30 protein-coding genes are annotated in these 25,910 nt (G+C 72.6%); 16 read left to right on the plus strand and 14 right to left on the minus strand.

The genetic code is table 11. From position 1 onward, the window contains the following. The first annotated feature begins 106 nt into the window (after nucleotides 1-106). Nucleotides 107-583 (plus strand): RNA polymerase sigma factor, encoded by a 477-nt coding sequence (locus JUB12_RS21425; protein ID WP_205697472.1) that lies wholly within the window; start codon nucleotides 107-109, stop codon nucleotides 581-583. Here JUB12_RS21425 and JUB12_RS21430 read toward each other — a convergent pair. Together JUB12_RS21430 and JUB12_RS21435 are read right to left on the minus strand one after the other, a co-directional pair. Then, a complete protein-coding gene (locus JUB12_RS21430; protein WP_205697473.1) occupies nucleotides 474-2,207 on the minus strand; it encodes a recombinase family protein in 1,734 nt (577 codons plus the stop codon). The genes JUB12_RS21425 and JUB12_RS21430 overlap by 110 nt on opposite strands. Further along, complete coding sequence (locus JUB12_RS21435) at nucleotides 2,204-2,380, minus strand: hypothetical protein (protein ID WP_205697474.1); 177 nt, start codon at nucleotides 2,378-2,380, stop codon at nucleotides 2,204-2,206. The genes JUB12_RS21430 and JUB12_RS21435 overlap by 4 nt, the downstream gene beginning before the upstream one ends. Before the next feature lie 119 nt (nucleotides 2,381-2,499). Here JUB12_RS21435 and JUB12_RS21440 point away from each other — a divergent pair, with 119 nt between their 5' ends. Next, nucleotides 2,500-3,525, plus strand: a complete 1,026-nt coding sequence (locus JUB12_RS21440) for a hypothetical protein (protein WP_205697475.1) — start codon at nucleotides 2,500-2,502, stop codon at nucleotides 3,523-3,525. Here JUB12_RS21440 and JUB12_RS21445 read toward each other — a convergent pair. Next, nucleotides 3,522-3,710 (minus strand): hypothetical protein, encoded by a 189-nt coding sequence (locus JUB12_RS21445; RefSeq protein WP_205697476.1) that lies wholly within the window; start codon nucleotides 3,708-3,710, stop codon nucleotides 3,522-3,524. The genes JUB12_RS21440 and JUB12_RS21445 overlap by 4 nt on opposite strands. 74 nt (nucleotides 3,711-3,784) lie before the next feature. Between JUB12_RS21445 and JUB12_RS21450 the strand changes: the two genes are divergently transcribed. Then, complete coding sequence (locus JUB12_RS21450; protein WP_205697477.1) at nucleotides 3,785-4,057, plus strand: hypothetical protein; 273 nt, start codon at nucleotides 3,785-3,787, stop codon at nucleotides 4,055-4,057. Nucleotides 4,058-4,492: 435 nt separating this feature from the next. Here the strand turns inward: JUB12_RS21450 and JUB12_RS21455 are convergent, their stop codons facing one another. After that, the gene (locus JUB12_RS21455) at nucleotides 4,493-4,681 is read right to left on the minus strand and encodes a hypothetical protein (RefSeq protein ID WP_205697478.1); all 189 of its coding nucleotides are present in this window, start codon (nucleotides 4,679-4,681) and stop codon (nucleotides 4,493-4,495) included. A gap of 146 nt (nucleotides 4,682-4,827) precedes the next feature. On the opposite strand from JUB12_RS21455, the gene JUB12_RS21460 reads away from it, so the two are divergent. Further along, nucleotides 4,828-5,202 (plus strand): hypothetical protein, encoded by a 375-nt coding sequence (locus tag JUB12_RS21460; RefSeq protein ID WP_205697479.1) that lies wholly within the window; start codon nucleotides 4,828-4,830, stop codon nucleotides 5,200-5,202. Here the strand turns inward: JUB12_RS21460 and JUB12_RS21465 are convergent. The 3 genes from JUB12_RS21465 to JUB12_RS21475 all read right to left on the minus strand — a co-directional run bounded on the left by JUB12_RS21465 (nucleotide 5,189) and on the right by JUB12_RS21475 (nucleotide 6,759). Then, a complete protein-coding gene (locus tag JUB12_RS21465) occupies nucleotides 5,189-5,452 on the minus strand; it encodes a hypothetical protein (protein ID WP_205697480.1) in 264 nt (87 codons plus the stop codon). The genes JUB12_RS21460 and JUB12_RS21465 overlap by 14 nt on opposite strands. A 147-nt stretch (nucleotides 5,453-5,599) precedes the next feature. After that, nucleotides 5,600-6,160, minus strand: coding sequence for a hypothetical protein (locus JUB12_RS21470; RefSeq protein WP_205697481.1), 561 nt, complete (start codon nucleotides 6,158-6,160; stop codon nucleotides 5,600-5,602). Between the two features lie 137 nt (nucleotides 6,161-6,297). Beyond that, entirely contained in the window at nucleotides 6,298-6,759 is a 462-nt protein-coding gene (locus tag JUB12_RS21475) for a hypothetical protein (protein WP_205697482.1), read from the minus strand. A 146-nt stretch (nucleotides 6,760-6,905) separates the two neighbouring features. On the opposite strand from JUB12_RS21475, the gene JUB12_RS21480 reads away from it, so the two are divergent. The 7 genes from JUB12_RS21480 (at nucleotide 6,906) to JUB12_RS21510 (ending at nucleotide 15,899) form a co-directional block, all read left to right on the plus strand. After that, the gene (locus tag JUB12_RS21480) at nucleotides 6,906-8,111 is read left to right on the plus strand and encodes a phage major capsid protein (RefSeq protein WP_205697483.1); all 1,206 of its coding nucleotides are present in this window, start codon (nucleotides 6,906-6,908) and stop codon (nucleotides 8,109-8,111) included. A gap of 114 nt (nucleotides 8,112-8,225) precedes the next feature. Then, nucleotides 8,226-8,402: a hypothetical protein gene (locus JUB12_RS21485; protein WP_205697484.1), complete on the plus strand. Its 177-nt coding sequence runs from the start codon at nucleotides 8,226-8,228 to the stop codon at nucleotides 8,400-8,402. Nucleotides 8,403-8,405: 3 nt separating this feature from the next. Then, entirely contained in the window at nucleotides 8,406-9,413 is a 1,008-nt protein-coding gene (locus JUB12_RS21490) for a hypothetical protein (protein ID WP_205697485.1), read from the plus strand. A gap of 169 nt (nucleotides 9,414-9,582) precedes the next feature. Then, a complete protein-coding gene (locus tag JUB12_RS21495) occupies nucleotides 9,583-10,458 on the plus strand; it encodes a zf-HC2 domain-containing protein (RefSeq protein WP_205697486.1) in 876 nt (291 codons plus the stop codon). Between the two features lie 31 nt (nucleotides 10,459-10,489). After that, nucleotides 10,490-12,652: a hypothetical protein gene (locus JUB12_RS21500; protein WP_205697487.1), complete on the plus strand. Its 2,163-nt coding sequence runs from the start codon at nucleotides 10,490-10,492 to the stop codon at nucleotides 12,650-12,652. A 176-nt stretch (nucleotides 12,653-12,828) separates the two neighbouring features. Next, on the plus strand, nucleotides 12,829-14,235 hold the full coding sequence (locus tag JUB12_RS21505; RefSeq protein ID WP_205697488.1) for a S8/S53 family peptidase: 1,407 nt from the start codon (nucleotides 12,829-12,831) through the stop codon (nucleotides 14,233-14,235). Then, nucleotides 14,223-15,899 (plus strand): hypothetical protein, encoded by a 1,677-nt coding sequence (locus tag JUB12_RS21510; RefSeq protein WP_205697489.1) that lies wholly within the window; start codon nucleotides 14,223-14,225, stop codon nucleotides 15,897-15,899. The genes JUB12_RS21505 and JUB12_RS21510 overlap by 13 nt, the downstream gene beginning before the upstream one ends. A gap of 200 nt (nucleotides 15,900-16,099) precedes the next feature. Here JUB12_RS21510 and JUB12_RS21515 read toward each other — a convergent pair whose 3' ends face one another. Continuing rightward, nucleotides 16,100-16,648 (minus strand): TetR/AcrR family transcriptional regulator, encoded by a 549-nt coding sequence (locus JUB12_RS21515; protein ID WP_205697490.1) that lies wholly within the window; start codon nucleotides 16,646-16,648, stop codon nucleotides 16,100-16,102. 79 nt (nucleotides 16,649-16,727) lie between these two features. Between JUB12_RS21515 and JUB12_RS21520 the strand changes: the two genes are divergently transcribed. From JUB12_RS21520 to JUB12_RS21530, 3 genes are all read left to right on the plus strand, one after another. Continuing rightward, entirely contained in the window at nucleotides 16,728-17,456 is a 729-nt protein-coding gene (locus JUB12_RS21520; RefSeq protein WP_205697491.1) for an SDR family oxidoreductase, read from the plus strand. 22 nt (nucleotides 17,457-17,478) lie between these two features. Further along, nucleotides 17,479-17,706 (plus strand): hypothetical protein, encoded by a 228-nt coding sequence (locus JUB12_RS21525; protein ID WP_205697492.1) that lies wholly within the window; start codon nucleotides 17,479-17,481, stop codon nucleotides 17,704-17,706. Nucleotides 17,707-17,884: 178 nt separating this feature from the next. Then, on the plus strand, nucleotides 17,885-18,340 hold the full coding sequence (locus JUB12_RS21530) for a hypothetical protein (RefSeq protein WP_205697493.1): 456 nt from the start codon (nucleotides 17,885-17,887) through the stop codon (nucleotides 18,338-18,340). Between the two features lie 97 nt (nucleotides 18,341-18,437). Here JUB12_RS21530 and JUB12_RS21535 read toward each other — a convergent pair whose 3' ends face one another. From JUB12_RS21535 to JUB12_RS21555, 5 genes are all read right to left on the minus strand, one after another. Then, on the minus strand, nucleotides 18,438-19,508 hold the full coding sequence (locus JUB12_RS21535; protein ID WP_205697494.1) for a hypothetical protein: 1,071 nt from the start codon (nucleotides 19,506-19,508) through the stop codon (nucleotides 18,438-18,440). A 60-nt stretch (nucleotides 19,509-19,568) separates the two neighbouring features. Next, a complete protein-coding gene (locus JUB12_RS21540; RefSeq protein WP_205697495.1) occupies nucleotides 19,569-20,210 on the minus strand; it encodes an HAD family phosphatase in 642 nt (213 codons plus the stop codon). Beyond that, entirely contained in the window at nucleotides 20,207-21,031 is an 825-nt protein-coding gene (locus tag JUB12_RS21545; protein WP_205697496.1) for a hypothetical protein, read from the minus strand. Before JUB12_RS21545 ends, JUB12_RS21540 begins: the two co-directional genes overlap by 4 nt. Nucleotides 21,032-21,144: 113 nt before the next feature. Then, a complete protein-coding gene (locus tag JUB12_RS21550) occupies nucleotides 21,145-21,624 on the minus strand; it encodes an FxsA family protein (protein WP_205697497.1) in 480 nt (159 codons plus the stop codon). A gap of 30 nt (nucleotides 21,625-21,654) precedes the next feature. Beyond that, entirely contained in the window at nucleotides 21,655-21,969 is a 315-nt protein-coding gene (locus JUB12_RS21555) for an STAS domain-containing protein (protein ID WP_205699840.1), read from the minus strand. 107 nt (nucleotides 21,970-22,076) lie between these two features. On the opposite strand from JUB12_RS21555, the gene JUB12_RS21560 reads away from it, so the two are divergent. Then, entirely contained in the window at nucleotides 22,077-22,373 is a 297-nt protein-coding gene (locus JUB12_RS21560; RefSeq protein ID WP_205697498.1) for a metal-sulfur cluster assembly factor, read from the plus strand. Between the two features lie 321 nt (nucleotides 22,374-22,694). Beyond that, the gene (locus tag JUB12_RS21565) at nucleotides 22,695-24,422 is read left to right on the plus strand and encodes a S8 family serine peptidase (protein ID WP_205697499.1); all 1,728 of its coding nucleotides are present in this window, start codon (nucleotides 22,695-22,697) and stop codon (nucleotides 24,420-24,422) included. Here JUB12_RS21565 and JUB12_RS21570 read toward each other — a convergent pair. Then, nucleotides 24,364-25,866, minus strand: coding sequence for a wax ester/triacylglycerol synthase family O-acyltransferase (locus JUB12_RS21570; protein WP_205697500.1), 1,503 nt, complete (start codon nucleotides 25,864-25,866; stop codon nucleotides 24,364-24,366). The genes JUB12_RS21565 and JUB12_RS21570 overlap by 59 nt on opposite strands. Nucleotides 25,867-25,910: the final 44 nt, after the last annotated feature.

The following is a 25,910-nucleotide window of genomic DNA, read 5'->3' on the forward strand; positions in this document are numbered from 1 at the left end:
CCTCAACGGGTAGGGCGAACCTGGTTCACTGCCGGCCTATCCGATGCAAGGACGCATTGGAGCAGCACGGGGGAGTCGCATGATGCTTGGGCAGGAAGCGCCGACCATGGGGGTTCGGCTGAACAAGGCAGAGGCCGACCGGATGGTCGTCGACGTCGTCGCGGCGCACGCCGATGCGCTGCTGCGCACCGCGCGCAAGCACTCGCACTGCGCCGACGACGCGCAGGACGCCTACCAGCGGGCGCTCGAGATCTTCGTCCGGCGCGCGCCGGACCTCGACCCGGACCGCGTCGTCGGCTGGGTCCACACCGTCTGTCGCCACGAGGCGATGGCGCTGCGGCTGAAGCGGACTGAGACGGTCGCGGACCGCGAGCTCGCGCTCGAGGACGCCGAGGCTCGCGAGCAGCCCTCGCCCGAGGACCACGCGCTCACGCACGAGCGCATCAGCCAGGCGGCGGAGGCCCTGCGGACGCTCAAGCCCCAGGAGGTCCAGGCCCTCTGGCACCGCTCGCTCGGCAAGACCTACGACGAGATCGCCGATGAACTGGGCTGGTCGTACACCAAGGTGAACGCCGCGATGTGACGCGGGCCTCCTCCGGGCCCGCCCAGGCGACCACGGCGCGATCGGGCTCTCCGAGCGTGCCGTCGGGTCGCACGACGACGCCTTCGCCGCGGACGACGAACGTCGCGCGGATGACCCGGGCGGGCGCGTCGTCGGGGACGACGGGAATCCAGCCGTCCCGAAAGGCTTCCGAGGCGGGGCGCGTGTCGACGTGGACGTACGCGAGGAGGTCGCGCAGCGCGACGTTTAGTTCTGCCGCGCCGCGCGCCTTGGCGACCCTGCCCTCGATCAAGTCGACGATCTCGTTGTAGTAGTCGAGCGCGGCGTTCACGTCGGGCTCGGCGGTCCATTCGCCTACGCGCGCCTCGGCTTCCGCGACGCGTGCGAGCGCTTCCGTCTGCTGCGCCTCAACTCGCGCGACGGCGCGCAGTGTGACGGCGGCGAGGGCGTCATCCTCTTCGTCGAGTGCCTGATCGTGCTGGCGGTGCGCGGCCTCCACTCGGCGTGTCACCTTCGCGGCTTCGGCCCGCAGGCCCGCCGCGGCGCGTTCGAGGCTCGCGCGCTCCTCGTGGACCGCGGCGACGCGGGTCGCGAGCCACTCCTCGATGTTGAGCCGGAAGTCGTGGAGGTGGTCGAGCGTCTTTGCCTCGAGGACATTCGCGGGGATGGGGGGCGCGTCGCAGAGCCCGGTCGCCTGGCGGGTGTTCGCGCAGATGTAGTGCCGCCCGCTCGCGTACCGACGGGTGTAGAGCGGGGCCCCGCAGCGGGAGCACTTCGCGATGCCGCGGAGGACGTACTCCTCGGGGCTCTTGCGCCCAGCCTGCCGTGCCGCGGCCGCGACCGGGTCCAGGCGCCGCAGGTTGCCGAGGGCGCGGTCGAAGAGCGCGGTGTCGATCAGCTGGGGGTAGCCGTTGTCGCCGACGTAGCAGCGGTTCTCGATGATTCGGCGCACCGTCCGGGTCTCCCAGGCCCGAGACTTCTTCCTCGGCGGGGGGACTCGCTCCCGATTGAGGAGCCGGGCGATCTCCCCGGGTGTCAGCCCCGACGCCGCCATCTCGAAGATGCGGCGCGCCACCGCGGCGCGGGGCGGGTCTTCGACGCGGCGGGTCGTCGCCTCCCCGTCCGGACCGATGATCGCATTGGCGCGGTAGCCGAGCGGCATCGCCCCGACGGGCAGGCCGTTGGCCTTCCGCTGCTGAAGGGCGGCCCGGGTCCGCGCCTTGATCTTCGCCTTCTCGAACTCGGCGAACTGGGCCAGGATGCCGGTCTGGAGGCGCCCCTCTGGCGTATCCCGGTCGATGGACTCGCGCAGCGACACCACGCGCACCCCTTCGCGGTCGAACAGCGCGAGGCGGGTCTGGATCTCGACCGAGTCGCGCCCGAAGCGATCCAGAGCGGGGATCACGATTACGTCGACTCGTCCCGCGGCTACGTCCGCGAGGAGCCGCTGGTACTGCGGGCGGGTCGGGTCGTCTCCCTGCTCGCCGCCGTCCACGTAGGTGTCGACGTGCTCCCAGTCGGGCTCGCGGTTGATCCGTTCAAGGCAGCGTTCGGTGTCGCCCTTGAGGTTGTGCCCGTGCTCGACCTGTTCACGGGTCGACACGCGGTTGTAGGCCACCGCGCGCTTCGTGGCTGCTGCGGTCATCGTCCGCTCTGCTCCTCGAGGGTCCGGAGCGCCTTGTCCAACAGATCCCGGATGAACGTCTCGCGAGGGATCAGGCCGCGCACGGCGTCGACGCGATCGGCCATGTCGACGGGGATGCGAACCAGCTTCGACGGGGTGCGGCCAGCGGGCTTCTGCTTGGGGTCTGTCGGCATGATGGCGCAGGCTAGCCGATGTATACGACGGCTAGCCACAGGCAGCCGTCCGACGCACGCGCGATCGTTCCCGGCAGGCGGTCGCGACGGGCGGTCGGAAGGACACGACGGAGGAAGCGATGCAGTCCACGAAGACGGCAGGCGGGTGGTTCAAGGTCCACCACGACGCCTGGGACCTGATCCTGCGCGAGTGCGCGCCGAGCGCCCGACAGCGCGCGCTGCTGGTCTACTCGGCGCTGACGAAGCTCGGCAACGAGCACCGCGCCGCAGTCTTCGATGCGACGCGGGCCAAGGTCGCGGCGACGGCGGGCGGGATCAGCGTCGACACGGTCGACCGCGCCGTCCCGGACCTCGTCGACCTCGGCCTCATCGGATACGCGCCCGGCAAGCGCGGCGGGGAGAGCACCTGGACGGTCGGCACGGCCGTGGGTAGCCGCAGGGTGCGGCAGGAGGTGCCGCATGGCGCGGGTGGGGGTGCCGCACCATGCGGCTCTACGCGCGCGCGGCCCCTCCGTGGGGAAGAAGTAGAAGAAGAGAAGAAGGACGCGCCTGACGGCGCGCGCTCTCTCGGGATCGAGGGGACGGCGACTGACGACCTGACCGGGCGCCTGCTCAAGCGGTACCTGGCGGCGATGGAACGTCACCTCGGACGGCCCCCGAGGGCCCCGAGCAAGACCGACGTGGATCGCGCTCGCGCACTAGCCGCTCGCGTCGGCGACGACCTCCGCTCGGTCGACGAGGTGCTGGCGTTCGCGCTCGCCGACGAGTTCTACGCCCAGCACTCGGTGCCGTTCGCGCGCTTCGAGGCGATGTTCGACAAGGTCCAGGCGGCGCTGTCGGCGCGGGCGGCCGCCCGACGCGAGGCGGGGGACGACCTCGCGGGCGAGGCCGACGAGTGGTCGGGCGTCGTCGAGTCGCTAGTCACAGAGTCGATCCGGCTCGGCGAGGTGGTCGACCCGCCGGACGGGATGCCGGGCTGGGCGCTCCGGCAGTACGACAACGAGATCGCCGCCGCCCGGTGCCGCGGCTGCGACAAGCTCGGCCGCTGGTCGAGCGCGCAGGGCGGCGCCTGCTCCCGCCGCTGCCAGCTTCAGGCCGAGTACGCCGCCGCGATCGCGACCTCCAACGACGACATCGAGTTCTAGCGGCGGCCGCCCATGTGCTCCCACGACTCGCGCTCGGCGCCGAACGCGAGGTCGTCGTGGAGCCAGCGCAGGAAGTCGCCTAGCAGCTTGAAGCAGGCGACGCACAGCGGGGCGGCGGTGACGGGATCGCGGTGCGCGATGTCCTCGCGGCCGCAGGAGCAGCGGTCAGGCTGGCGAGCATCCATGGCGGACCTCAAGCTACGCCCGCGGCCGGTCGTCGTCGGGTCGGTCCGACGTCCGGCCTAGCGTCCTCGCCGCGGTGCTCCGCTCGACCCTTCAGCCGCCCGCGGGCCTCCCGGACTTCCCGCGCCGGGTCGACGGGTCGGTGCGCCTCCCGGAGGGGTCCGGCGGCGCGGAGCGGCTACTCGTCCGGCTCGTCGCCGACGGGCTCGACCCGGACGCCCTGCTCGTCGCTGCGGCGCTCGTCGCCCGGCTCGACCAGGACGCCGTCGAGCGGGCGGCGTCCCGGCGGGAACGTGCGCGGCGCGGCGCACTTGCGCGGCAGGTGCGACGCCGGGCGCTCGCGGCCTGACCGCCAAGACGCACGACGCCCGCCGGAGGTGGGAAGCGGGCGCCGTGGGGCCCGTCGGAAGAGGTCGCGACGGGCCGACGGGACCGGCATCGTCGCTCACGCCCCGGCGGAAGAAGAGGGCCGCCGCCCGCTCGCCGAGAGCGGACGGCGACCGAGGCATGGCTGATGCCGCCGTCGACCGTACGGGACGAACCGGCGTACGTCAGGTGGAGCGACGACGCGGAAGCGCGACGACGTTCGGACTCGTCGCGGCGGCCCACTCCGGCGTCGCGTCGAGCGACAGCTGGCCCGCCATCGGACCCGGACGGGCGATCTCTAGAGGGCGCTGCCTCCGACGGAAGCACGCCGGACACGTGTGGTACCACGGCCGCTCCGGCCGGAAGAGCTGCCGGCACCCTCTACAGCTGGGAGAACGGACGGCAGTGGCAGCCACGGCTACCGCGGCTCCGGCTCGTCGACGGTGATGATGAAGACGTCGCCCGCGCTCGTCGCCTGGACGTCGACGACCGGCACCATCCCGGCCTCCTGCATGCCGGACACGAACTCGCTCAGGACGAGCAGCTGCGCCTCGCGCTGGAAGTCGGTCGCGTCGAGCGGCACCGTCTCGATGAACACGTCGGCCATGCCCGCGATCTTCGCGACGGCGAGGACGGAACCGTCCGACGGCGCCCCTAGCGTCCGGCCTCCTCCTACGGACGTACGCGACGCCTCGGACCACCAGCCGGGGCGTCGTGCCGAGAGCCGCCAGACGGCGGCGTAGAACGTCGACCATGCTCCCCCGGCAGGACGAGCCGCTGTTCCTCGGCAGGACCGGCGGCCTCACCCGCAACCCGGCGCGCGCCATGCGCACCAACGGGCTCGTCGAACCGGAGCCGGTCGTCGGAGCCGACCTCGAGCGGTTCGCGTTCAACGCCAACCGGGACCGGGTCGCGGCGCGGCAGCTGACGCTCGCGACGCTCGCCGCGGCTCCCGTGGACGTGAGGCTCGCGCGGTGCAGGGCGCAGGCGAAGGCGACGAAGGTCGACTGTCACGCGCAACTGCGGCTCGTCCGGCTCGCGATCGCCAACGGCCGGTCCGCGGAGCACGTCGGCCGACGGCTCGACGCCGTCGAGCGGGCGCTCTGGCCGGACCTCACCGACGCCTGAGCGCCGGAACGCGCGTGTGCTCGCCGTCGACCTCCAAGACGGCGCTCGCCACCGCCTTGAGGTGCGCGGTGGCGCCGGACGGCTCGTCCCGGTTGAGCCGGGTCGTTTCGGCCCACAACCCGATTCCGATGCAGTCGCGCAGGCAGGCGCTCCGCGACACGCCCTTGTGCTCGGCGAGCAGGTCGAGCGCGGCATAGAAGCTCTCGGGCATCTTGAGCTCCATCGCCTTCCACGGATCGCCCTTCGGCATAGGCATATGCCACAAGAGGAAAGGCCGGGCGTCAAGACGTCGTACCTCTCAGGCTGTCTCCCGCCCGGCCAGCCCGAAACAACCCGAACAGTCAGGGCCGACCCGACGAGCCGGGGAGGCAGCTGCGGAGGCACCCGAAGCGGCGGGCTACGGCTGGTTGTGCCACTCCGCCTCGCGTCGCCCTTCGTCGATCCAGTCGACGAAGCCGCTGATCCCGAGGTCGAACCTCTCGGCGTAACGCTCCAACGCGTCGAGGTCGATGAAGGGTGCGCGCTTCGACTCTTCGCCTTCGCGGTTGACCGGGTAGCGGTATGTGAACGACCCCTCGTCGGCCTTGTGGATCGCTTCGACGAAGTCGCCGAACTCCCCCTCGAGGTAGCGCCAGCCCTTCGGGTCGAGCGGCCGGACGACCTGGCCGAACCTTCTCCACAGCACGTCCAGCCGGTGCGGGAGCTTGGCAACCGCCTCGACGTCCTCGCCGAGCAAGACCAGCGCGTGCTTGAGGACCAGTTCGACGCGGTGGCGCTGCAGGAAGAAGATCGCTAGCCCGATCTGGTCGACGCTCGCGTGCATCTTCGCCCGCTGCTCCGTGAGCATCCGCGCCGCCGACCCGAACCCGATCACGGCGTAGCCCCAGCCCTCCGACCATCGCGTCTGGACGAACGCCGGACTCTGGTGCGACGGGAAGATGTCGTCGGCCGCGCCCACGCCCGCAGGCTTGCCGAGCGGGCGCCGACGCGCAACCCACCGGGTGCCTCGATGGCAGCGCGACGAACGGACCTCGGGCGCGCTCCCTGCCGCTGCGCGAAAAACATGGAGGAGACCTTTTCTCGAGACGGACGCGGTTAGCGCCTGGCCTGCGAGTCGCGCGGACGGCGTGGGATCGCGGCTAGAGCCACCGCTGCGAACCCCAGGCCCATCGCGCCGAAGACGAACTTGGGCTGCGGGTCTTGGAGCGCGCCCGGGTCGGCCAGTCGGCTCAGGGCTAGTAGCTCGGCGACGATCAGGAACAGCAGAACCAGAACGCGAGCGGCTGCGGCAGTGAGCGGTCCGTCGAGGCCTCGGTTCCAGCGGTCGACCCAGCCACGCCACTCGAGGTTCCACTCAAACGCTCTCGCCTCGATCGCGAGGGTCAGCATGATGACCGGGATCACCTGGGCGGACGCTTCGTAGAACGATCGACTTCCGTCAGCAGGAGTCAGCGCGGTGGCGGTAGCCCACGCGCTGAAGAGGACGAGCAGCTCGATCAAGTCCCATCGCGCGCGCCGGGACGACTCTGGCGGCGGATCCGTCGGCGCATCCGGCATGCAGCACATCGTGCCAGCGCTCCCGGTCGGTCGCGGAGCCTCCCGCTGTTCCGGCCGACGGTCAATCGATCCTTGCGCGCGGACCTCGCCAGAGCTCACCACTGACATCCCGCGGCCCGGCTGCGGGCGACTCTGGAGGCAGCAGCATGAGGACGAAGGACCAGACCGCGCACCTGACGCGGATCAAGGAGCGGAAGACCGCTCTGTACGCCAAGCGGGCGACAGCGCGCAAGACGCTCGACATGTGCGAGCAGGACAAGGACGCCGAGGGCGTGACGGCGGCCCAGACGGAGCTGGACAACATCCAGGCGGAGCTGGACTACGTGCGGGAGCTGGAGCTGACGACGCTCCGCCAGCTTTCGCAGGGGAGCGCGATCGACCGGCTCGGCGAGAGCCTGCGGAACAACCTCGACGCGCAGCGAGCGCTGACGGAAATCGCCGCGTCGTCGGCACCGCTTCGGAGCAACATCACGATCGGGACGTTCATGGGCATCGACCAGGTGGCGGAGCTCACCGGCCGGTCGCTGATGGCCGCCCCGGTCAGCGTGCCCGACAGCGGCGGCGCCTCCGGCTTCCTGGGGATCGCGCCGACGCCGGTCGTCCCGACGACCCTGCTCGACCTCTTCCAGTCGGTCCCGTTCACCACCCGAACGGCCGACCTGCTCCGGCGCTCCGGCGTCGCGGCGGCGGCCATCGCGCCCCACGGCTCGGTCAAGCAGGAGGCCGCCCTGACGTACGAGGCCGACAGCCTGCGCGCGGTCACCGTCGCGTCGTGGATCAAGGCGAACCGCCAGGACCTCGACGACGTCGAGGCGCTGTCGGCCGACATCTCGCAGGCGCTCCAGTACGGCGTCCTCGCGGCCGTCGAGCGGCTCCTGCTCGACGGCGCCCCTGCCGACGCCGACGGCCCCGCGGTCCCCGGCATCCTCGACAACCCGTTCGAGCCGACCGTGACCGCCACGACGCTCGACGGCGTCGTGGGCCAGATGAAGGCCCAGCTCATCCCGACCGGGGTCGTCCCGAACTTCGCCGCGGCCAACGCCGTGACGATCGAGGAGGAAGAGGCCCGCGTCGGGAGCGACGGCCACCCGATCGGCGCCATCACGCCGGACGGCCGCATCCGACGCCTCCCGCTCGTCTCCACGGAAGCGCTCGACGACGGCCAGGTGCTCGTCGGCGACTCTCGCGTCGGCGCCCGGCTCGGCGTCCGTCAGGGCATCGGCCTCGTCGCCGGGCAGGAGAGTGACGACCTCACGAGGAATCGTGTGACCGTGCTCGTCGAGGGTCGCTGGACGCCGCTCGTCCAGGTCCCGACCGCGTTCGCGGTCCACGACCTGACGCCCGCCGCGTAGCGCGGCCTCCAGGGGCCAGGGGTGACACGCCCCCTGGCCCGTCGCGCTGCGGTGCATCCATCAGGGCGTCCAGGCGGCTGGACCCGGTCAGGGTCCTTGCGTGATACTCGGCGCGTGCCCGATCAGCTGAAGGAGCGGACGCCCCCTCCAGAGGACCTTCTGGCGGAGGCGATCGCCGACTACGAGCGGTATCTCGAGATCGCGAGCGTTTCGCAGATCGCGATGGTCGAGGAGCCCGAGGTTGCGCCCGCGTCGGTCCCCCCGCTCGGCCTGGTGCTTTGGCCGTCCTAACAGATGGCCGCCTGGGACGACGTTCTCAAGGAGTTCATCGCACGGCCGGAAGATGACAAGGGTCCGTGGCTTCAGGCTGAGCTGCTATCGCAACTGCAACGGGTTTCAGGGCTGCGCGGCGACCGGAACGTGATCCTCTACGGGTCCGCGTTCCTCCAGAAGCCGCAGGCCCCCGCGAGCGCCACGTCGATCATGCACGAGGACCTCAACGGTCTCATGACCGCGATCTACGGCATGGACTGGTCGAAGGGTCTGACGCTCCTGCTGCACACCCCGGGCGGCGTCACGAACGCCGCCGAAACGCTCGTCGCCTACCTGCGCAGCAAGTTCGCCGAGATGGAAGTGATCGTCCCGACGCTCGCCATGTCGGCCGGGACCATGATCGCCCTGTCGACCGGCCGGATCGTGATGGGCAAGCAGAGTCAGTTGGGGCCGATTGACCCGCAGATGACCTCGGGCGGTCGTACCGTCTCAGCCCGCGCGGTTGTCGAGCAGTTCGGCCAGGCGCACGAGGACATCCTCAAGAACCCGCAGGCCGCGCACGTCTGGGCGCCTGTCCTCGCGGCGCTCGGCCCCTCGCTGTTGCAGGAGGCCCAGAACGCCTTGGCCTACTCCGAGGAGATGGTCGCGAAGTGGCTCGCCACCGGCATGCTCAAGGACTCCGACGAGCCGGAGGAGCAGGGAAAGGCGATCGCCGCGCACTTCAACGACGCCCAAACTCACAAGAGCCACGGGCGTCGCATCGACCGGGACGAGGCGCGCGCCCAGGGCGTCGTGGTAGAGGACCTGGAGGCATCGCAGGAGCTTCAGGACGCGGTTCTCACGGCCTACCACCTCATGACGCTGGTGTTCGAGCACGGTCCGGCAGCGAAGACGATCCTCACCAGCCACGGCCGAACCTGGCTGAAGAACTGGGGCGAGCCCGGCGGCCAGCCCGCTGCTCCGCAAGGCCCCCGTCGGCCGGGTGGCGCGCCGCCCCCGAATCGGGCTCAGCGGCGGAAGAAGCGCTAGGTCGAGGCGCTGCCCGCAATCTTGAGCCGCCAGGCCCGGCGGGTCGCTCAGTGGTGCGACGCCTGAACCGCGACCGGCACGAGAAGCGGCGGCAGTAGGACGGCGCGCACCCACATCGGCGCAGTAGACGAAGGTCAACCGCTGCCTCACCGAGGGGCGCCGGACGCTCATGAAGCGCTTCGCCGGCATCGAGGCCGGCTCCGAGTGCGATCGCTGGGCGCCGACGCTCAGCGCGCTCATCGACGGCGAGGCCTCCGCGCACGAGCTCGCCGCCGCGCGACCGCACCTGCGCAACTGCTCGGCGTGCCGCGCAACGGTCCGCGAGCTCCATCTGCAGGGCAGCGCCATCGCGGCGGTCCTGCCGGCGGTGCCGCTCGCCGCCGCGGCGTCGGACCTGCCGAGCACCGACACGCCAGGGTTGCTCTCGCGCCTCTACGAGTCGGTCGCCACCTTCGTCGGCGAGCGCGCCACCGTGTCGGCGGTCAAGCTCCAGGCCGCCGTCGACGCGGTCGGCGGCGGGAAGGTCGCCGCCGTCGCGGCGTCCGCCGCCGCCGTTGCCGGCGGCGGTGCAGCGGTCGTCGAGCGCGCGCCGCATCGCCCCGCCGCGCCAGCGGCGAGCTTCACCGCCGCGCCGGCCACGACCGCGGCCCAGTCCGCGACCCCGCCGCCGCGTGTGAGGCTCGCGCCGGTGACCGCGGGCCTGCAGGAGGCCCGCAAGGTCGACCGCCCGACGCGGGCCACGACGACGTCGCGCACGACTCGCGCCGGGGAGTTCGGCGCCAAGCGCAAGCGCGGCGCGAGCGCACGGGTCTCGCGCGAGTTCGGGCGCACGTCGCGATCGGCGAGCGCGCGCAGCTCGGAGTTCCGCAGCAGCACCAGCAGCTCCAGCACCGGCGCCAGCGCCGCCACCGCCACCACGGCGAGCTCGCCGTCCACGACGAGCTCCTCCGCCGGCTTCGAGTCCGGCGCCTCGCACGCGGCCTCGTCGCCGCCCGCTCGCTCGACCGCCCCTGCCTCCGGCAGCGGGGCCGAGTTCGGCTTCTAAGACCACCACACACCGAGACCAGGGGATCCCGATGAACCGCTTCGCCCGCCGGGCGGCCAGCTCCGCCGCGGCCTTCGCCACGCTCCTCGCCCTCGCCGCTCCGGCGGCGGATGCGGGCGAGTACAACGTCTTCACGTGCCGCCTGCCCTCCGGGGCGGCCGCACCGACCGGCGACGCCGCCGGCGGCTGGAAGTTCGCGAGCACGCCGTTCTCCAGCTCGGGCCTGACGGGGACCGACACCTGCGCGAGCGGCGGCGCGCTGAGCGCCGGCATCGGCGGGCCGAACTGGCTCGGAGGCACGCAGGTGTCCGCGGACTGGAGGTTCACGGCTGCGCCCGGGACGAAGATCACCTACGCGTGGCTCGCCCTCCTCGGCTACACCGCGCCCACGGGCTCGGGCAAGGCCGGCTACCTGCAGGTCTTCTCGCCTGCGGGCGAGGCGGAGGGCTTCGCGGCACGCGGCGACGTCGCCTACCACTCGGTCGCCTGGCGGCCGAACACCGAGGACGTCACGGTCTCGGTGCGCTGCCTCCCCGGCACCAGCCAGTGCGGGGGCACCAGCGTCGGCGGCGACGCTCGCATGTCCCTGTACCAGGGCGTGTTCAACCTCGAGGACGCGCAGGGTCCGGTCATCAGCAGCGTCACGGGCGACCTCGACGCCCCGGTCTGGACCGGCGGCAAGGCCGTGCCGTTCAGCGCGACCGACGTCGGTGGCGGCATCAAGGACATCGAGCTGGTCGTCGACGGCCAGACCGCGAGCCGGCGCGTCCTCGACACCAACGGCGGCGCGTGCCAGTACACCGAGGGTGGCTTCCTCACCGTCCGTCCCTGCAAGCTCGCGCTCAGCCACACCGAGACGATCAAGACCGCGGACTTCAGCGACGGCAGCCACGACCTGGCCGTGCGGATCATCGACGTCGGCGGCAACGCCGCGACCGTCTGGTCCGGTCGCCGCGTCCTCGACAACCGCCCGCCCACCCAGGAGCTCCCCACCGTCACGGGGGAGGCGCGCGTCGGCAAGGCGCTCGCCTGCAACGCGCAGGCCCTCGCCGGCCAGTCGCCGACCCTGCGCTACGCCTGGCTGCGGTCGCTGGCCGACGGCAGCGGCGAGCAGGTCATCGCCGGCGCCGAGGCGCAGACCTACACGCTCACCGACGCCGACGCGGCCCGCAAGATCCGCTGTCGCGTGACCGCGACCGACGCGGGCGGCTCGTCGACCGAGACGAGCGCCATCACGTCGGGGCCGTTCGCGGCGGGTGCCGTCGTCCTGGGCGCCTGCGAGGGCCTGCCGACAGGTCCGCGGGATGCCTGCGGCGACTTCGACGGCGACGGCCTGCGCAACGCCGACGACCAGGACGCCGACGGCGACGGCGTCGTCCGCGAGTGGGACCCGGACGACTTCGACGCCAAGGCGACCGGCCGCCCGTCGGCGCCGATCGTCCCGAGCTCGCCCAGCCAGTCGACGACGACGATCGTCGAGCGCACGACGACCACGACCGTCCCGGCCGCCGCGACCAGCGTGCCGGACGGTCCGGCCGGCGAGCCAAACGGCAAGGGGGCGACGCCCGCCGCCGTCCTCAGCGGCTCGCACGTGGGGACCACGAGCCGGACGCTGCACGTCGCCTACGGCAAGAAGGTCCCGCTGAGCGGCAAGCTCCTGGCGCCCAACGGGACGCCGATCGAGGGTGCGCGGCTCGAGGTGCTCACGCAGGACCGCATCCCGGCCGCGCAGTTCGTCGCCTACACCGCGGTGCAGACCGACGCCAACGGGGTGTGGCGCCTGACCCTGCCGGCGGGCCCGTCCCGGACCGTCCGCATCGCCTACCGGGCGCGCTTCGGCGACGCCCAGTTCGCCCAGACGACCGACCTCACGGTGCTGGTGAAGGCCGGGCTGCAGTTCCGCCTGAGCCACAAGCGCCTGCGCAACGGCAAGACCGTGCGGTACCTCGGCAAGCTGACCGGTCCTCGCACCGGCCACCGCTTCGTCGAGGTCATGGTCCGGTCCGGCGCGAAGTGGATCGTCGTGTGCTCCGTGCGCACCGACAGCCGCGGCTCGTTCGGATGCGCCCACCGGTTCACGAAGACGTTCCGTCGCACGCGCTACGTCTTCCGCGCCCGGGTGCGCCGCCAGTCGACCCTGCCCTACGAGCCCGGCGTCTCCGCCAGCCGCGCGCTGGTGGTCCGCCCGCGCTGATCGTGCCGCGGTTCCCTCTCCGCGGCCTCATCGGCCCCGGCGCCCTCGCGGCGCCGGGGCCGGCGGCCTGTCCGCCCACGACGCCGGCCGGCCCGCCGAACGTCCGCACGCGGTCCCCGAAGGTCAGGAAGTCCCGACTCCTGTCGATGCTGACCCCGTGCCGGTCCGCCTGGACCGTGCCGCTGCTTGCCCTCGCCGGACTCGCGGCGCTCCCGCCGACCGCCGCCCAGGCGGCCGAGAGCCCCGCGATCACCGCACAGGCCAAGGCCAACCACTTCGAGTTCGTGCGCTACCTCGACCCACCTCCCGGCCCCCCGGCCGAGCTGTGCATCGTTGACACCGGCGTCGCGATCACCCCGGACACCCCACCCGACAACCCGAACGGCCCGATCGTCAGCCGCACCGTCATGCCGGGCGTCGACGGCAACGGCCAGGGCGCCCCGGACCCCCTCCACCTCCACGGCACGTCGATGGCGTTCTACGCCGCGGCGGTCCCGGACAACGACTGGGGCACAGTCGGCATGTGGCCGGGGGCGCGGATTCGGTCCGTGCAGGCGCTGGGGACGGGGGAGACGAGTTTTGCGTTCGACACGTATCGCCGGGGGATTCGTCAGTGCCTGCAGTTCGAGAACGTCAAGGTCGTCGGACTGGCTTTGAGCTGCCACGGTCAGTGCGAACCGAAGGACGACGACCTCGCCCTACTGGCTGAGCAAGTCGCTTTGGCAAAACGGCGTGGGGTGTCCGTGGTCGCAAGCCTGGGCAACGACGGACCCGGCGCCATCGCGGGGCCGCCAGCGACGCTCGCTGGCGTATACCAAGCGGGAGCAGCCTCGGCGGACGGCTGGTGCACTTTTTCCACTCGAGATCTAAAGCGAGGGGTGCGCGCGGCTGGCTGCGACGCCGACTCGGCGACCGACGCCGGCCTCCCAGTGTCCGGTCACGAGGGTGGCAGCTCATCGGCGGCGATGCTGGTGAGCACCGCGCTGGCCCTTCTTCGCGCCTATAGATCAGACCTCAGCGCCGACGCTGCCGAGGACGTCCTCACGCGATCCGCCCGCCATTCGCTCGCCGGCGGTCCCGTGCTTGACGTCGAGGCGGCATTCGAGCAGGCCGGGCTCGCTTCATACATCGCCTCACGTCCGTCGAATGCGGTCGACGCGGTCGCCACCGACGCCAGAGCGCCTTCGTCGCCTCTGCTGTCGACCTCAACTGCCGAAGCTGTGTCATCGGCACCGACTCTGGCGGCTGCATCACGCAGGGCACGGCGATTCACTCGCCCGGTCGTGCGCTTCGTCCGGTGGTCCAACGGTCAGCTCGTGACGGGCCTGGCGAACCGTCCTGCCAGGGCCGCGGTCCGCCTCCGCATGAGGTCTTGCTCGTCGGAGTTCTCACGCATCCGGGAGATCCGCTGGACCAAGCGCGGGTCGACGCTTCGCGTGAGCGCGCCCAGTCGTCCCAACCATGTCGATGTCCGCTACGTGCCGGCCCGGGGATCTACGCGCAGGGCATCCGTAAGCCAGCGTGTCCGGGTCGTTAATTCGCGCTCGAACGGCACGGTTCGCAGAGATCGGTGCGGCACCTAGTCCTCCTCGCCGGACTGGTCCTCATTCTTGTGCCCGCCAACGCGCACGCGGGCAACTTCGACGTGCTCACCTGCTCCGACTCGGCAACCAATGCGAACCACTCCTGGACCGCGAGCAACGACGATCCAGCGGTGTACGAGATCGGAGGGTCGTGCGCCGGCGGCGGCGCCTTCGGAGGTCTCTGGGTCCGCGACAACCTCGCGGCCACGCGCAACGCAGTGCGTCACACAGGAGCGACGTGGCGTTTCGAAGCGCCGGCCGGCACCTTGATCACGCGGTTCTCGTACGCCCGCTACATCTACGGACTCGACGAGGAGGACTTCCGGCGCGCGCTGCACACGAACGACGGCGCCGCGCTCGAATCGTGTGAGATCCCGCCTGCGCCGTACTACCAGTGCACGGTCGGCTCCACGAGCGGCTTCGACCGGGCCTCGTTCAACGGCATAAGCGTCTCTGGGCTCAGCTTCGGCGTGCGTTGCGAGACCCAGCCCAATACGGGCTGCGTCGGCGGAGCGACGATCCACTCGGTGATCGCCACGCTGTACGGGGCCACCGTCACCCTGAGCGACCCAACGCCGCCGTCCCTCCCGCTGCCCACCGGCGACCTCTGGAGCGCCGGCGCCCACGGCGGGTTCCACAAGGGGACCGCGTCCGTGACCGGAGCGCCGAGCGACGGCCAGAGCGGCATCAAGACCCTCGAGCTCGTCGTCGATGGGGTCGTCGTCGCCAGCTGCCAGACGACCGGATCTGTCGGGTGCGCGAGCACGGTCAGCTGCGACTTCACCTACGCGAAGCCGTGCAGCAACCCGTCGGCGCAGACGCTCGGGTTCGACACGAGCTCGGTGGCCGACGGACAGCATGCGGTGACCTTGCGTGCCGCTGATGCCGGCGGGGAGCTCGCCACGCGGACGACGTCCATCGTGGTCGACAACGGCGCGCCGCAGGCCCCGAGCGTATCGGTGCCAGGGCAGGCGCGGACGACGGACGAGGTCGTGGCGACCGTGTCGCCGGTCGGCACGCAGGTGTCGCCCGTGCAGTCGGTCGTCTACGAGGCGTGCGGAGCCGGAGGGTGCGCGACGACGACGGCGCCCGCCGCCGCTGGCGGAGCGACGACGGTCACGCTCGGCAAGCTGCCGGCGGGACGCACGACGCTGCGCACGTGGCTGGTTGATGCGGCCGGGAACTCGGACCCGGGCACGGCCACGGTCTCGACGGTCGACGTTGGTACGCCGGTGCTGGAGGGAGAGCAGGGCGGTTCGGACTCCGGCACGGGCTCGGGCGGCTCGAACGACGGCGGCACGCCGGCGGCGCTGGTGGCGCCCGTGGTGGTGGCGCCGATGCCGCCGACGCCCTCACCGACTGCCCCGGGGAAGCCCGCGCCGCTGGCGCTGACCCGCTCGGTGCAGGGACGGACGCTGGCCGTGCGGGTCCGCCTTCGCGGCGCCGACGGGCGGCGCGTGCGGGTGACCTACACGGTGCGCGACGCGCGCAAGCGGCGACTCGCCAACGGCAACCGGCTCGTGCGCCTCAAAGACGGTGCGGCGAGCGTGCGGGTGACGCTGCCCCGTTCGGTGCGACGGCGGGCGCGCGAGGTCGTCGTGACGGCGCAGGTCGTCGGCGCGGGCGGCCAGCGCGCGACGAGCAGGCTGCGGCTCTCGCGCTGACCGCGGCGCGCGCCCTCGTCATCAGGTCTCGATCCGCAGCGACGCGAGGCGGCGTCGGCGAAGTTGACGTGCCAGCGGAACTTGCGCGGGCTGCCGGGGAAGTCGCCCGCCGCTATCGCGCGCCTCGAACGGCGCGCAAGAGCGTGGGGACGACGGTCGACGTCATGCCTGAACCCCGACCAGCGGGGAGGTGCGGGCGGCTAGCCGGCCACGGCGGCGCGGACGGCGCGCAGGAGGTCCTCCGACCGCGGCGAGTCGCCCAGGGCCCTTGCGATGAGCACGGCGCCGACGAGCGTCGAGAGCACGACGGGCGCGCGGTCGCGGTCGTCGCCCAGCAGGTCCTCGAGCAGGCCGAGGTAGCGCTCGACCTGCGCGGCGTACGCGTCGCGGACGCGCTCGTCGGACCGCGCGGCGTCGGCGCCCAGGGCGACGACGCCGCAGCCGCCACCGGGGTCGTCGCGATGTTCGACGGACACGTACCAGTCGACGAACGCCTTGAGGCGATCGTCGGCGCCCGCCACCACCTCCGGGATCCGGTGGTTGTTCTGGGTCAGGGCCTCGGCGGCGGCCTCGGCGATCAGGTCCTCGCGGGAGCCGAAGTGCTTGTAGAAGCCGCCGTGGGTGAGACCCGCTTCGCGCATGACCTCGGCGACGCCGGGCTGGGCCGTGCCCTGCTCGCGGATGCGCGCGGCGGTGACCTCGACGATCCGCCGGTGGCTCGCCGCCTTCTCCTCCTTCGACCGTGCCATCGCAACATGGATGATAGCCGTCATCCACATGCGTTAGGATGACGACCATCATCCACCTGCGACGGCCGAGGAGGCCCTCATGCAGCTCGAAGGGACGACGGCGCTGGTCACCGGCGCCAACCGCGGCATCGGCAAGGTGATCGCGGAGGCGCTGCTCGACCGCGGGGCGGCGAAGGTCTACGCCGCGGTGCGCGATCCGCAGACGGTGACCGACCCGCGTCTCACGCCGGTGCAGCTCGACGTGACCGATCCGGCCCGCGTCGCCGAGCTGGGGCGGGAGCTGACCGACGTGCAGGTCGTCGTCAACAACGCCGGCGGCGTCACGCAGGCGCCGGCGCTGCCGCTCGACGCGCAGCTCGAGGCCGCGCGCGGGGACTTCGAGCTCAACGCGGTGAGCCTCGTCTCGATGACCCAGGCGTTCGCACCGGTGCTCGCGGCCAACGGAGGAGGGGCGTTCGTGAACCTCCTGTCGGTCGTCTCGTGGGCCAGCGTCCCGTTCCTGGCCACGTACTCCGCCTCGAAGGCCGCCGCGTGGAGCTTCACCAACGCCGCGCGCGTCCAGCTCAAGGCGCAGGGCACCGAGGTCGTCGGCGTGCACGTCGGCTTCGTCGACACCGACCTGACGGCCGCGGTGCCGTTCGAGAAGGTCACGCCGCAGCTCGTGGCGCAGCGGACGCTCGACGCCCTCGAGGCCGGCGAGCCCGAGGCCGTCGTGGACGACTTCAGCCGCACGGTCAAGGAGAACCTGCCCGACGACCAGGGGCGGATCTACGCGCTCATCGAGGAGCGCTTCGCGCTGCCCGCCTGACGGAAGGCGGATGATGGGCCCCATGGCCGCCATCACCGTCTTCAAGCCCGAGATCCGCACCGCGGAGATCACCGGCCCGCGCGCGATCGCGACCGCCGCGATGGGGAGCGCCGCCCTGGGCGCGTTCGCCGTCGGGGCGCTCGCGATCGGCCGGCTGGCGATCGGCCGCGCGACGATCAAGAGGCTCGAGATCGAGGAGCTGACCGTGAAGCGGCTCAGGGTCGAGGAGTTGGACACGCCGAGGACCTAGACCCGGGGTCGAGGGTGGAAGGTGCCTGGCACCTTTCACCTGGGACGGTGGAAGGTGCCTGGCACTTTCCGCACGTTGCGGGGTGTTCCGCCGCCGCTCGCGCTATGGCAGGCGATGCCGTCCGACGCCGTCCGTACCTTGCGCGGCGGTTCCAGTCCTCCGAGCCGGAGACCGCGCCATGCCCCTCTGCTTCATCGAACCTCAGGACGCCATCCGCGTCATCGCGGAGTCCGTCGGACGTGAGGCCCGCCGGCAGCTGCTCGGCGAGCTGGTCCGTGCGTGGGTCGACGAGATCCCCGAGCCGGAGCTGGACGTCCACTACGCCAAGGCGATCGCCGACCTCGACGAGCACGACCTCTCGATGCTCGCCGCCTGGCACGCGTCGCTGGAGGTCGGGCAGCCGATCGCTAACCGGGACTTCCTCGTCAACGTCTTCCCGACGCTCGGCGAGAACCGGCGCGAGGCGCTGAAGATCGCGGCGGGCTTCCGCGGCGAGGAGGCCTTCGACGCCGGCGTCGCCGAGGAGCAGGCGCTCGAGACGGTCCTGCCCCGCCTCTCGCGGGAGCGCGCCACGGAGCTCGCGCAGGAGTGCCTCGAGCTCTACCTCTGGGACCGGCTGGGCTCCGACAACTAGCCCTGCGACGACGTCGGGCCCCCGACGCGACCAGCGACGAGGGCCCGCAGGACTGCACGCCGGCCACGGAGGGCCGGCAGCAGAGCAGCGCTTCGCTCTAGCGGACGATCCGCACGACCCGGTAGGTCACCGCGGCGCGGCCCTGGATCGTGATCTTCGTGCGCAGCGTGATCGTCGACGCCTTCTTCAGCGCCTTCTTGCCGGTCTTGGAGAGCGCGATGACGAACTTCGACCTGGCGCCCTGGGCGACGGTGCCCTTCTTCGCGCTCGTCCACTTCGCGCCGCCCTGCTTGGCGTAGCCCGTCAGCTCGACGCCGCAGGCGCTGCGGGCCGCCGCGGCGCAGCCGACGCTCACGCGCAGGCCCTTCTTGGTCAGGCGCGCCGAGCCGATCGTCGAGCCCGACGCCTTGACCTCGACGAGCGACAGCGGCTGGGTCGGCGCGGCGGGGCCACCCGGCGTCTGGCCGGCGGGCGGGTCGGCCGGCTTGGGGTCGGCCTTCGCGGCGGCCAGCCCGACGTCGTCGTAGTCGACCGTCGCGTTGGGGACGACGGCCGCCGGGCTCGTGAAGAACGTCGTGACGCGCAGCTTGTAGCTCTGGCCGAGCACGATCGCGTTCTTGTCCAGCCAGATCGGGCCGACCGTCCTCCACGTCGGCGACGACGCGATCGCCTGGTTCTTGACGCCCGAGGCGACGACCTGGTTGGCGGCGTTGAGCACGTCGACGGAGTAGGTCACCGCGCTGCCGGTGAGCTGGAGCAGCGCGCCGACGTCGGCCTTCTGCGCGAGGACGAGGGCGATCGCCTCCTCCTCGCTGTCCCCAACGCCCTTGTAGACGAACTCGGGGCTGGTCCACACGCTCGTCGAGGTGCCGGCCAGCGAGAGCAGGCCGCCGGTCGCGACGCGCAGGAAGCCGTCCGTCGTGCCCGGCTGGGAGACGGCGAGCGTGCCGCCGGTGGCCTGGAAGGAGTTCGAGACCTGCGGGATCGTCAGGCCGGGGACGCCGACGGAGTAGGCGACGCTGTCGGTCCAGCCGCCCTTGGAGGTCACGAAGGAGCGGTCGTCGGTGCCCGACGGGTACGGGGCGGAGGCGGCGTGCGCCGTGGCGGGGACCGCGGCGGCGAGGGTGAGGGTGGCCAGCACGAGCCGGCCGGACGCACGGAGAGTCACCCCACCATCATCGGCCACGCGCCACCGACCTTGAGCCGCGACCCCTGTCGCGGGTCGCCGTCAGTCCGCAGGCGCACCCTGCGGCGCGCCCTCGGCGGCCAGCAGCTCCTCGACCTCGGCGATCGCCTGCTCGGTCGTCTGGAACTGCACGGCGCGCATGCCCACGTCGCGGGCGGCGTCGCAGTTGTGCGGGAAGTCGTCGATGAAGACGCACGCCCCCGGCTCGACGCCCAGGCGCTCGCAGGTCAGCAGGTAGATCTGCGGGTCGGGCTTGCGCATTCCGACGAAGGCCGAGTCGACGACCTCCTCGAAGAGCTCATCGACCGGGAGCATCGCCCGCCAGCGCGGCTCCCACTCACGGACGTTGTTCGTCAGCAGCGCCATCCGGTAGCCCTGGTCGCGCAGGCGCGCGAGCAGGTCGACCATCGCGTCGTTGGTGCCCAGGGCGGCCCAGTAGCGCTCGGTGAACTCCTCGAGCGGCTGGCCGACCTCGTGGGAGAGCACCTCGAGGAAGGTCTTCTCGCTCATCCGGCCGCACTCGAGCTCGTGCAGCGGGTGGTAGCCGGTGCGCGCCTCGAGCTCGACCATCGCGCCGTTGAGCTCCCCGGGCTCGACGCCCAGGTGGTCCTGGATGTCCTCGAAGGCGTCTACCAGCGGCGTGGTGAGCACCCCGCCGAAGTCGCAGACGACCGTGGTGATCACGCGGCGTCCACGCGCCGCAGCACGTCGTAGCGCCCGACGCCGGTGCGGCCCTCCATGCGCCAGGTCAGGAACGCGGAGTGCAGCTGCAGGCGGCCGAGGTCGAGCGTCGTCCCGCAGACGACCTCGCCGGCCGCGCGGTGGGGGACCTCGTCGTCGGCGCCGACGAAGAGCTCGAGCCCGGCGGCGACCTGGCGGCCGTCGCCGTCGTAGGTCGTCGACAGCCGCGGGTCCTCGACGACGACCGGGGTGGCCGGGCCGTCGGCGACGTCGTCCTGCGGCGGGACGAGCAGCGTGATGCCCAGCGCCTCGTCGGCGTGGCTCTTGCCCTTGGCGGGCCGGACGGCGACGCCGGTCACGCCGAGGCCGTCGCTGAACCACGCCCCGAGGGTCCGCGAGACGGAGAGCTTCTCCCAGTCCGGTGAGCCCCACGAGTGGCCGCGCTGGCCCAGGCAGCGCACCTTGCGCTCGCCGCGGCCCGCGCGGACCGTGCCCTCGAAGGTCGCGAGCTGCTCGTAGCCGGCCATGCCGCCGAGCCTGGCGACGTCGCCGTCCTCGTCCAGCGGCGCGGGCAGCGAGACGGCGCGGACCTCGAGGTCGAAGCCCAGGTCGCCGTCGTCCTCGTCCTCGAAGTGCACGCGCCAGGCCTGCAGCGGCTCGAGGACCTCCGAGCGCACGCCGCCGGCGGCGACCTGCTCCCAGCCGCCCCCGGCGGGCACCGCGACGCCGCCCTCGGCGCGGACCGCGACGAGGTCGCCGTCGGCGAAGAGCATCCCGAGGCCGCTGGCCACCCGGGCGCCGTCCTCGCCGACGCTCAGGCCCACGCGGGCGACGCCGAAGACGTCGCGCTCGGCGTCGCCGAAGGCGAAGGTGACGGCGTCGGACTCAGCGCCCGAGAGCGCGCGCGGCGCCTCGAGCCCGGGGTCGATGGTGGTGCTCAGGGGAGCCTCCGCTGGTCGAGGTCGGTCGCGGTGGAGTCCACGTCGAAGTCCGACGGGGCGCCGGGACCACCGGGCCCGCGGGACGGGCGCCGGGGCGGCACGCCGATGCCGAAGGTCACGCGGCGCGCGAGGCTGCGCACGAGCGTGCGGCGGATGACCGCGCGCGTGGGAGGCAGCAGGAGCAGCAGGCCGAGGACGTCGGTGAGGAAGCCGGGCGTCAGCAGCAGCGCGCCGCCGAAGATCACGAGCGCGCCGTCGAGCACCTCGCGCGCGGGCGGCCGGCCCGCGCGGACCGCCGCGTTGAACGCGCGCCACGCGGCGCGGCCCTGCGAGCGCATGAGCATCGAGCCGAGGATCGAGTCGGCGATCAGCAGGGCGATCGTCGGCAGGACCCCGATCTCCTGGCCGACCTGCAGGAGCACGTAGAGCTCCGCGATCGGGACGACGATGAAGAGGAGGACGAGGAGCAGCGGCATGCGCTGCCCGGGACTGTACGCGGCGGCCCGTCAGGCGTACTGCGGCGCCGGGTCCACCATGACGCCCGGCAGCCGATGGAGGCCGACGAGCTCGATGAGGCGGTGGATGTGCGGCGCCGCCCCGCGCAGGCGCAGGACGCGGCCGGACTTGCGCAGCCGGCGGGCGACCATCGCGAGGTCGACCATGAACGAGGCGTCGGCGAAGCCGAGCTCGCGGAGGTCGACGACGACGTCGCGGCGGGCGACGAGCGCGCGGCTCAGCGCGCAGCGGCGCAGCGCCTGCGTGGCACGGTCCTCGTCACCACAGCAGCGGAGGACCGCCGGCTGTTCCTCCCAGTGGACGATGGCGTTCCGGCTACCCCCGCGGCACGGCGGCTACGCAACGCATTCGCCGCAAAGAGCGTCCTCTCCGAGGCCGGGGGTCGCGAGCGCGCGGCACTACACTCGGCGCCATGCCCAACGTCGACGAGGTCGAAGAGGCCCTGACCAACGTCATCGACCCCGAGCTCGGGCTGGACTTCGTGGAGCTCGGCCTCATCTACGGCATCGAGGTCGACGGCGGGGACGTCCACGTGACGTTCACGCTCACCTCTCCCGGCTGTCCGATCGGCCCGCAGGTCAGCGAGCAGATCGAGGAGTTCGTCTCCGAGCTCGACGGCGTCGAGTCCGTCGAGTCGAGCATGACCTTCGCGCCGCCGTGGACCCCGGACCGCATGTCCGAGGACGCGAAGTTCGCCCTCGGCTACTAGCCGCGCCCACCTCGGATCCGGACGTGAGAACGCCCCGCGTCCGGGGGTGGGGTCCAGGCCACCGATCCCGAACGCGGGGCGCCGCGCTTCCGGTCGCGACGCGGGGCGAGCGTCGCACGACCGACTAGGGGGTGTCGCGCTATGCGGTCCCGTCCTGGGTCCGCTTCACACGTCAGACACTCTGGCGCTTCGAGACGGTGAAGCGAAGGGAAGCTGGCGCGTTGGCGCTCATGCAGGCGTGTTCCCGTGAACGTGGACAGGCTCGGAGCAGCGACGGCCGCCCGAACGGGTGGGCCGCTTCCCGCGTCTAGGCTGAGGCGCGTGACGAAGCGCAGGACGTCCCGCGGGCTGGTCGCCGGCCTGCTCGGTCTGGCGATCGTGGCGGGGACGGCCGACGCCGCCGCGCCGCCGCCCGACCAGCTGTCCGGACGGCTCATCGTCACGCTGAAGGCCGACGCCCGGGCCGGCGACGCGAGCGCCCGCACGGCCCGCGCCGCCGCGAGCCCGCGCGCCGCCAGCGAGGTCCTGGAGGCCGTCGCCGCGAAGGCCGGCATCTCGCGCGTCGGCGACGTCGTCGGCCGCCTGCGGGCCGCGGCCGTCCGCCCTCCTGCGGGCACCTCGCCGGCCCAGGCCGCCGAGGCGCTGCGGGCCGACCCACGCGTGGCTCGCGTGGAGGTCGAGCGCCGCGCCCAGCTGCGCTTCGAGCCCAACGACCCGGGCGTCACCCAGACCGACCAGCGCGCCGGCGACGGCCGCGTCGTGCAGTGGTGGCTGGGCGAGCAGGGCTTCCCGGGCGCGTGGGACATCGCCCGCGGCCAGGACGCCCGCGTCGCGGTGATCGACTCCGGCGTGGACGCCAACCACCCCGACCTGGCCGGCAAGGTCCTCGCCAGCGCCGACTTCGACGACACGCCCGGCAACGGCGGCCCGCTCGTCGACGAGAACGGCCACGGAACGCACGTCTCGACGCTGGCGTGCGGCACGCCCGACAACCAGGTGGGCATCGCCGGCGCCGGCTTCGCCTGCGGGCTGCTCGTCGCCAAGAGCGACCTGACCGACACGAGCGTCGCCAACTCGATCCTCTGGGCCGTCGAGAACCGGGCCGACGCGATCGTCATGAGCTTCGGCACGACGGGCCAGATGCCGGCGGCGACGCCGGTCGTGGAGGCGATCGACGCCGCGGCCAACGCCGGCGTCGTCATGGTCGCCGCCGCGGCGGACGAGCCGGTGGAGGAGCAGGGCGACCCGGCCAACGTCCTGCAGCCCACCGGGTCGGGGCCGGACCTCGAGGCCAACAAGGGCCTGTCGATCACCGCCGCGCAGGCCGACGGCGTGCGCGCGCCGTTCGCCGGCCGCGGCTCCCAGATCTCCCTGAGCGCCTACGGCACCTACCTGTCCCGCAGCGGCGACGGACTGCTGTCCGGCTTCCCCGGCAACACGACCGACCTCGACCAGGGCTCGGTGCTCGGCGACCCGCCGTGCGAGTGCCGCGTGACCTTCGCGGGCGACCGCCGCTACGCCTACCTGCAGGGGACGTCCATGAGCGTCCCGGTCGTCGCCGGCGCCGCTGCGCTGATCAAGCGGCTGAACCCCGACCTCAGCGGCAGCGACGTCGTGAAGCTCCTCAAGCAGACCGCGCGCCGCGCGGGTCCGGGGTGGGAGCCGGAGCTGGGCTGGGGCATCCTCGACGCGGGGACGGCGCTCGTGGCCGCGCGCGACGCCGACCGCCGGCCACCCGCCTCGGCCGCGCGCGGACCCAGGCGCGCGGTGCGCAGCCGGTCGTTCACGCTGCGCTGGAACGGCAAGGACCAGGCGCCGATCGGGGTGCACCGCTCGGGCATCCAGAGCTACGAGGTCTGGCGCGCGGCGAACGGCCGTCCGGCGCGCCGCCTGTTCACGACGCGCTCGACCAAGCGCAAGCTCAAGGTCCAGCCGGGCTCGCGCTACGCGTTCTTCACCGTGGCGGTGGACCGCGACGGCAACCGCGAGGCTACGCCCGCGCAGCCGGACGTGACCGTGCGCGTCGCGCGGCAGCAGCGCCGCCGCTGACGCGACCCGCGGCGGTGCCGCGCCCGCCGACCGGCGACGGCGCACCGGTCCCGCGGGCCAGCGCGACGAGCTCGGCCAGCGACGCCTCGATGCCGTCGGCGACCTCCTGGACGTCGGGCATCGCGTCGAAGTCGCTGAGCAGCCCGAAGTTCATGCGGCCGTTGTAGGACATGATCGCGATCGCCAGCGCGTGGCCCTTGGGCAGGAACGCGACGGGGAAGATGTCCTCGAGCTCGCGGCCGCGGACGTAGAGCGGGAACTGCGGGCCCGGGACGTTCGTGACGATGAGGTTGAACAGCCGCGTCGAGAAGTTCAGGCGCGAGGCCTGCGCGAGCACCGTCGGCGGCGCGAACTGCTGCATGGAGGTCATGACCTCGGCACCGACCGCCTGCTTGGACTCCTTCAGGCCGTCCATCGCCGCCTTCACCGCGCGCAGCCGCGCGACCGGGTCCTCGATGTAGACGGGCAGCGGTCCGCGCATGGCGGCGATGCGGTTGCCCAGCGCGCCGCGCTCGTCGTGCGCGCGGATGCTGACCGGCACCAGCGCGCGCAGCTCGAGGCCCTCGGTGCGCGTGCCGCGCGCCTGCAGCCAGCCGCGCAGCGCGCCGCTGACGGCGGTGAGGACGACGTCGTTGACCGTGCCGCCGAAGGCGTTCTTGACCGTCTTGAAGTCCTCGAGCTCGGTGCGCACGCCGACGAAGCGCCGGTGGGGCCCGATCTCGACGTTCAGCGGCGTCTCGGGCGCCGGGTTGAGCGTCGCCCACGCCAGCTCGCCGAGGCCCTCGACGGCCTCGCGGGCGCTCTCGATCGCGCGCTGGGGGCTCTGCAGGGCGGCGGCCGCGCCGGCGGCGACGCGCAGGGCGTTGCGGGCCAGGCCGAGGCTGCCGGAGGCGACGAGCTCCGCGGACGTCGGCGGGCGCTGGGGCTCCCACGCGCGACCAGGGTGGGCGATCTCCGTGGGGACGGGTCCCAGGTCGAAGAGCACCGTGGCGAGGTCGACGCCGCTGACGCCGTCGATGAGCGCGTGGTGGGTCTTCGAGATGAGGCTGAAGCGCCCGCCCTCGAGCCCCTCGACGACCCACAGCTCCCACAGCGGCTTGCTGCGGTCGAGCTGCTGGCTCATCACGCGCGCGGTGAGCGCCATGAGCTGCTGCTCGTCGCCGGGGCTCGGCAGCGCGGTCTGGCGCACGTGGTACTCGAGGTCGAACGACGCGTCGTCGACCCACACCGGCCGCCCGCTCTCCAGCGGCTGGTCGGCCAGGCGCTGGCGGTAGCGCGGCACCAGGTGCAGCCGCCCGCGGACGTGGTCGAGCAGCTCCGCGAAGTCCGGCGGCGGGCCTTCGAAGATCGTCACGCCACCGATGTGCATGTGCGACGACGGTCCTTCCTGGTGCAGGAACGACGCGTCAAGCGCGGTCAGGCGATCAAGGTGCTGCTGGGCCATGCGCTCTCTCCCTCCGTGGCGCCCTCCCCAGGGCGCTCGCGCGA

Source organism: Conexibacter sp. SYSU D00693 (assembly GCF_017084525.1).
Lineage (GTDB): Bacteria > Actinomycetota > Thermoleophilia > Solirubrobacterales > Solirubrobacteraceae > Baekduia.

What these genes read in the sequence shown, in the direction of transcription:
- JUB12_RS21435 (WP_205697474.1), bottom strand. Translation starts at nt 2,380, where the DNA reads ATGCCGACAGACCCCAAGCAGAAGCCCGCTGGCCGCACCCCGTCGAAG.
- JUB12_RS21455 (WP_205697478.1), bottom strand. Translation starts at nt 4,681, where the DNA reads ATGGCCGACGTGTTCATCGAGACGGTGCCGCTCGACGCGACCGACTTC.
- JUB12_RS21500 (WP_205697487.1), top strand. Translation starts at nt 10,490, where the DNA reads ATGAACCGCTTCGCCCGCCGGGCGGCCAGCTCCGCCGCGGCCTTCGCC.
- JUB12_RS21425 (WP_205697472.1), top strand. Translation starts at nt 107, where the DNA reads ATGGGGGTTCGGCTGAACAAGGCAGAGGCCGACCGGATGGTCGTCGAC.
- JUB12_RS21570 (WP_205697500.1), bottom strand. Translation starts at nt 25,866, where the DNA reads ATGGCCCAGCAGCACCTTGATCGCCTGACCGCGCTTGACGCGTCGTTC.
- JUB12_RS21520 (WP_205697491.1), top strand. Translation starts at nt 16,728, where the DNA reads ATGCAGCTCGAAGGGACGACGGCGCTGGTCACCGGCGCCAACCGCGGC.
- JUB12_RS21480 (WP_205697483.1), top strand. Translation starts at nt 6,906, where the DNA reads ATGAGGACGAAGGACCAGACCGCGCACCTGACGCGGATCAAGGAGCGG.
- JUB12_RS21560 (WP_205697498.1), top strand. Translation starts at nt 22,077, where the DNA reads ATGCCCAACGTCGACGAGGTCGAAGAGGCCCTGACCAACGTCATCGAC.
- JUB12_RS21530 (WP_205697493.1), top strand. Translation starts at nt 17,885, where the DNA reads ATGCCCCTCTGCTTCATCGAACCTCAGGACGCCATCCGCGTCATCGCG.
- JUB12_RS21445 (WP_205697476.1), bottom strand. Translation starts at nt 3,710, where the DNA reads ATGGATGCTCGCCAGCCTGACCGCTGCTCCTGCGGCCGCGAGGACATC.
- JUB12_RS21460 (WP_205697479.1), top strand. Translation starts at nt 4,828, where the DNA reads ATGCTCCCCCGGCAGGACGAGCCGCTGTTCCTCGGCAGGACCGGCGGC.
- JUB12_RS21495 (WP_205697486.1), top strand. Translation starts at nt 9,583, where the DNA reads ATGAAGCGCTTCGCCGGCATCGAGGCCGGCTCCGAGTGCGATCGCTGG.
- JUB12_RS21525 (WP_205697492.1), top strand. Translation starts at nt 17,479, where the DNA reads ATGGCCGCCATCACCGTCTTCAAGCCCGAGATCCGCACCGCGGAGATC.
- JUB12_RS21550 (WP_205697497.1), bottom strand. Translation starts at nt 21,624, where the DNA reads ATGCCGCTGCTCCTCGTCCTCCTCTTCATCGTCGTCCCGATCGCGGAG.
- JUB12_RS21515 (WP_205697490.1), bottom strand. Translation starts at nt 16,648, where the DNA reads ATGGCACGGTCGAAGGAGGAGAAGGCGGCGAGCCACCGGCGGATCGTC.
- JUB12_RS21490 (WP_205697485.1), top strand. Translation starts at nt 8,406, where the DNA reads ATGGCCGCCTGGGACGACGTTCTCAAGGAGTTCATCGCACGGCCGGAA.
- JUB12_RS21475 (WP_205697482.1), bottom strand. Translation starts at nt 6,759, where the DNA reads ATGCCGGATGCGCCGACGGATCCGCCGCCAGAGTCGTCCCGGCGCGCG.
- JUB12_RS21465 (WP_205697480.1), bottom strand. Translation starts at nt 5,452, where the DNA reads ATGCCGAAGGGCGATCCGTGGAAGGCGATGGAGCTCAAGATGCCCGAG.
- JUB12_RS21430 (WP_205697473.1), bottom strand. Translation starts at nt 2,207, where the DNA reads ATGACCGCAGCAGCCACGAAGCGCGCGGTGGCCTACAACCGCGTGTCG.
- JUB12_RS21440 (WP_205697475.1), top strand. Translation starts at nt 2,500, where the DNA reads ATGCAGTCCACGAAGACGGCAGGCGGGTGGTTCAAGGTCCACCACGAC.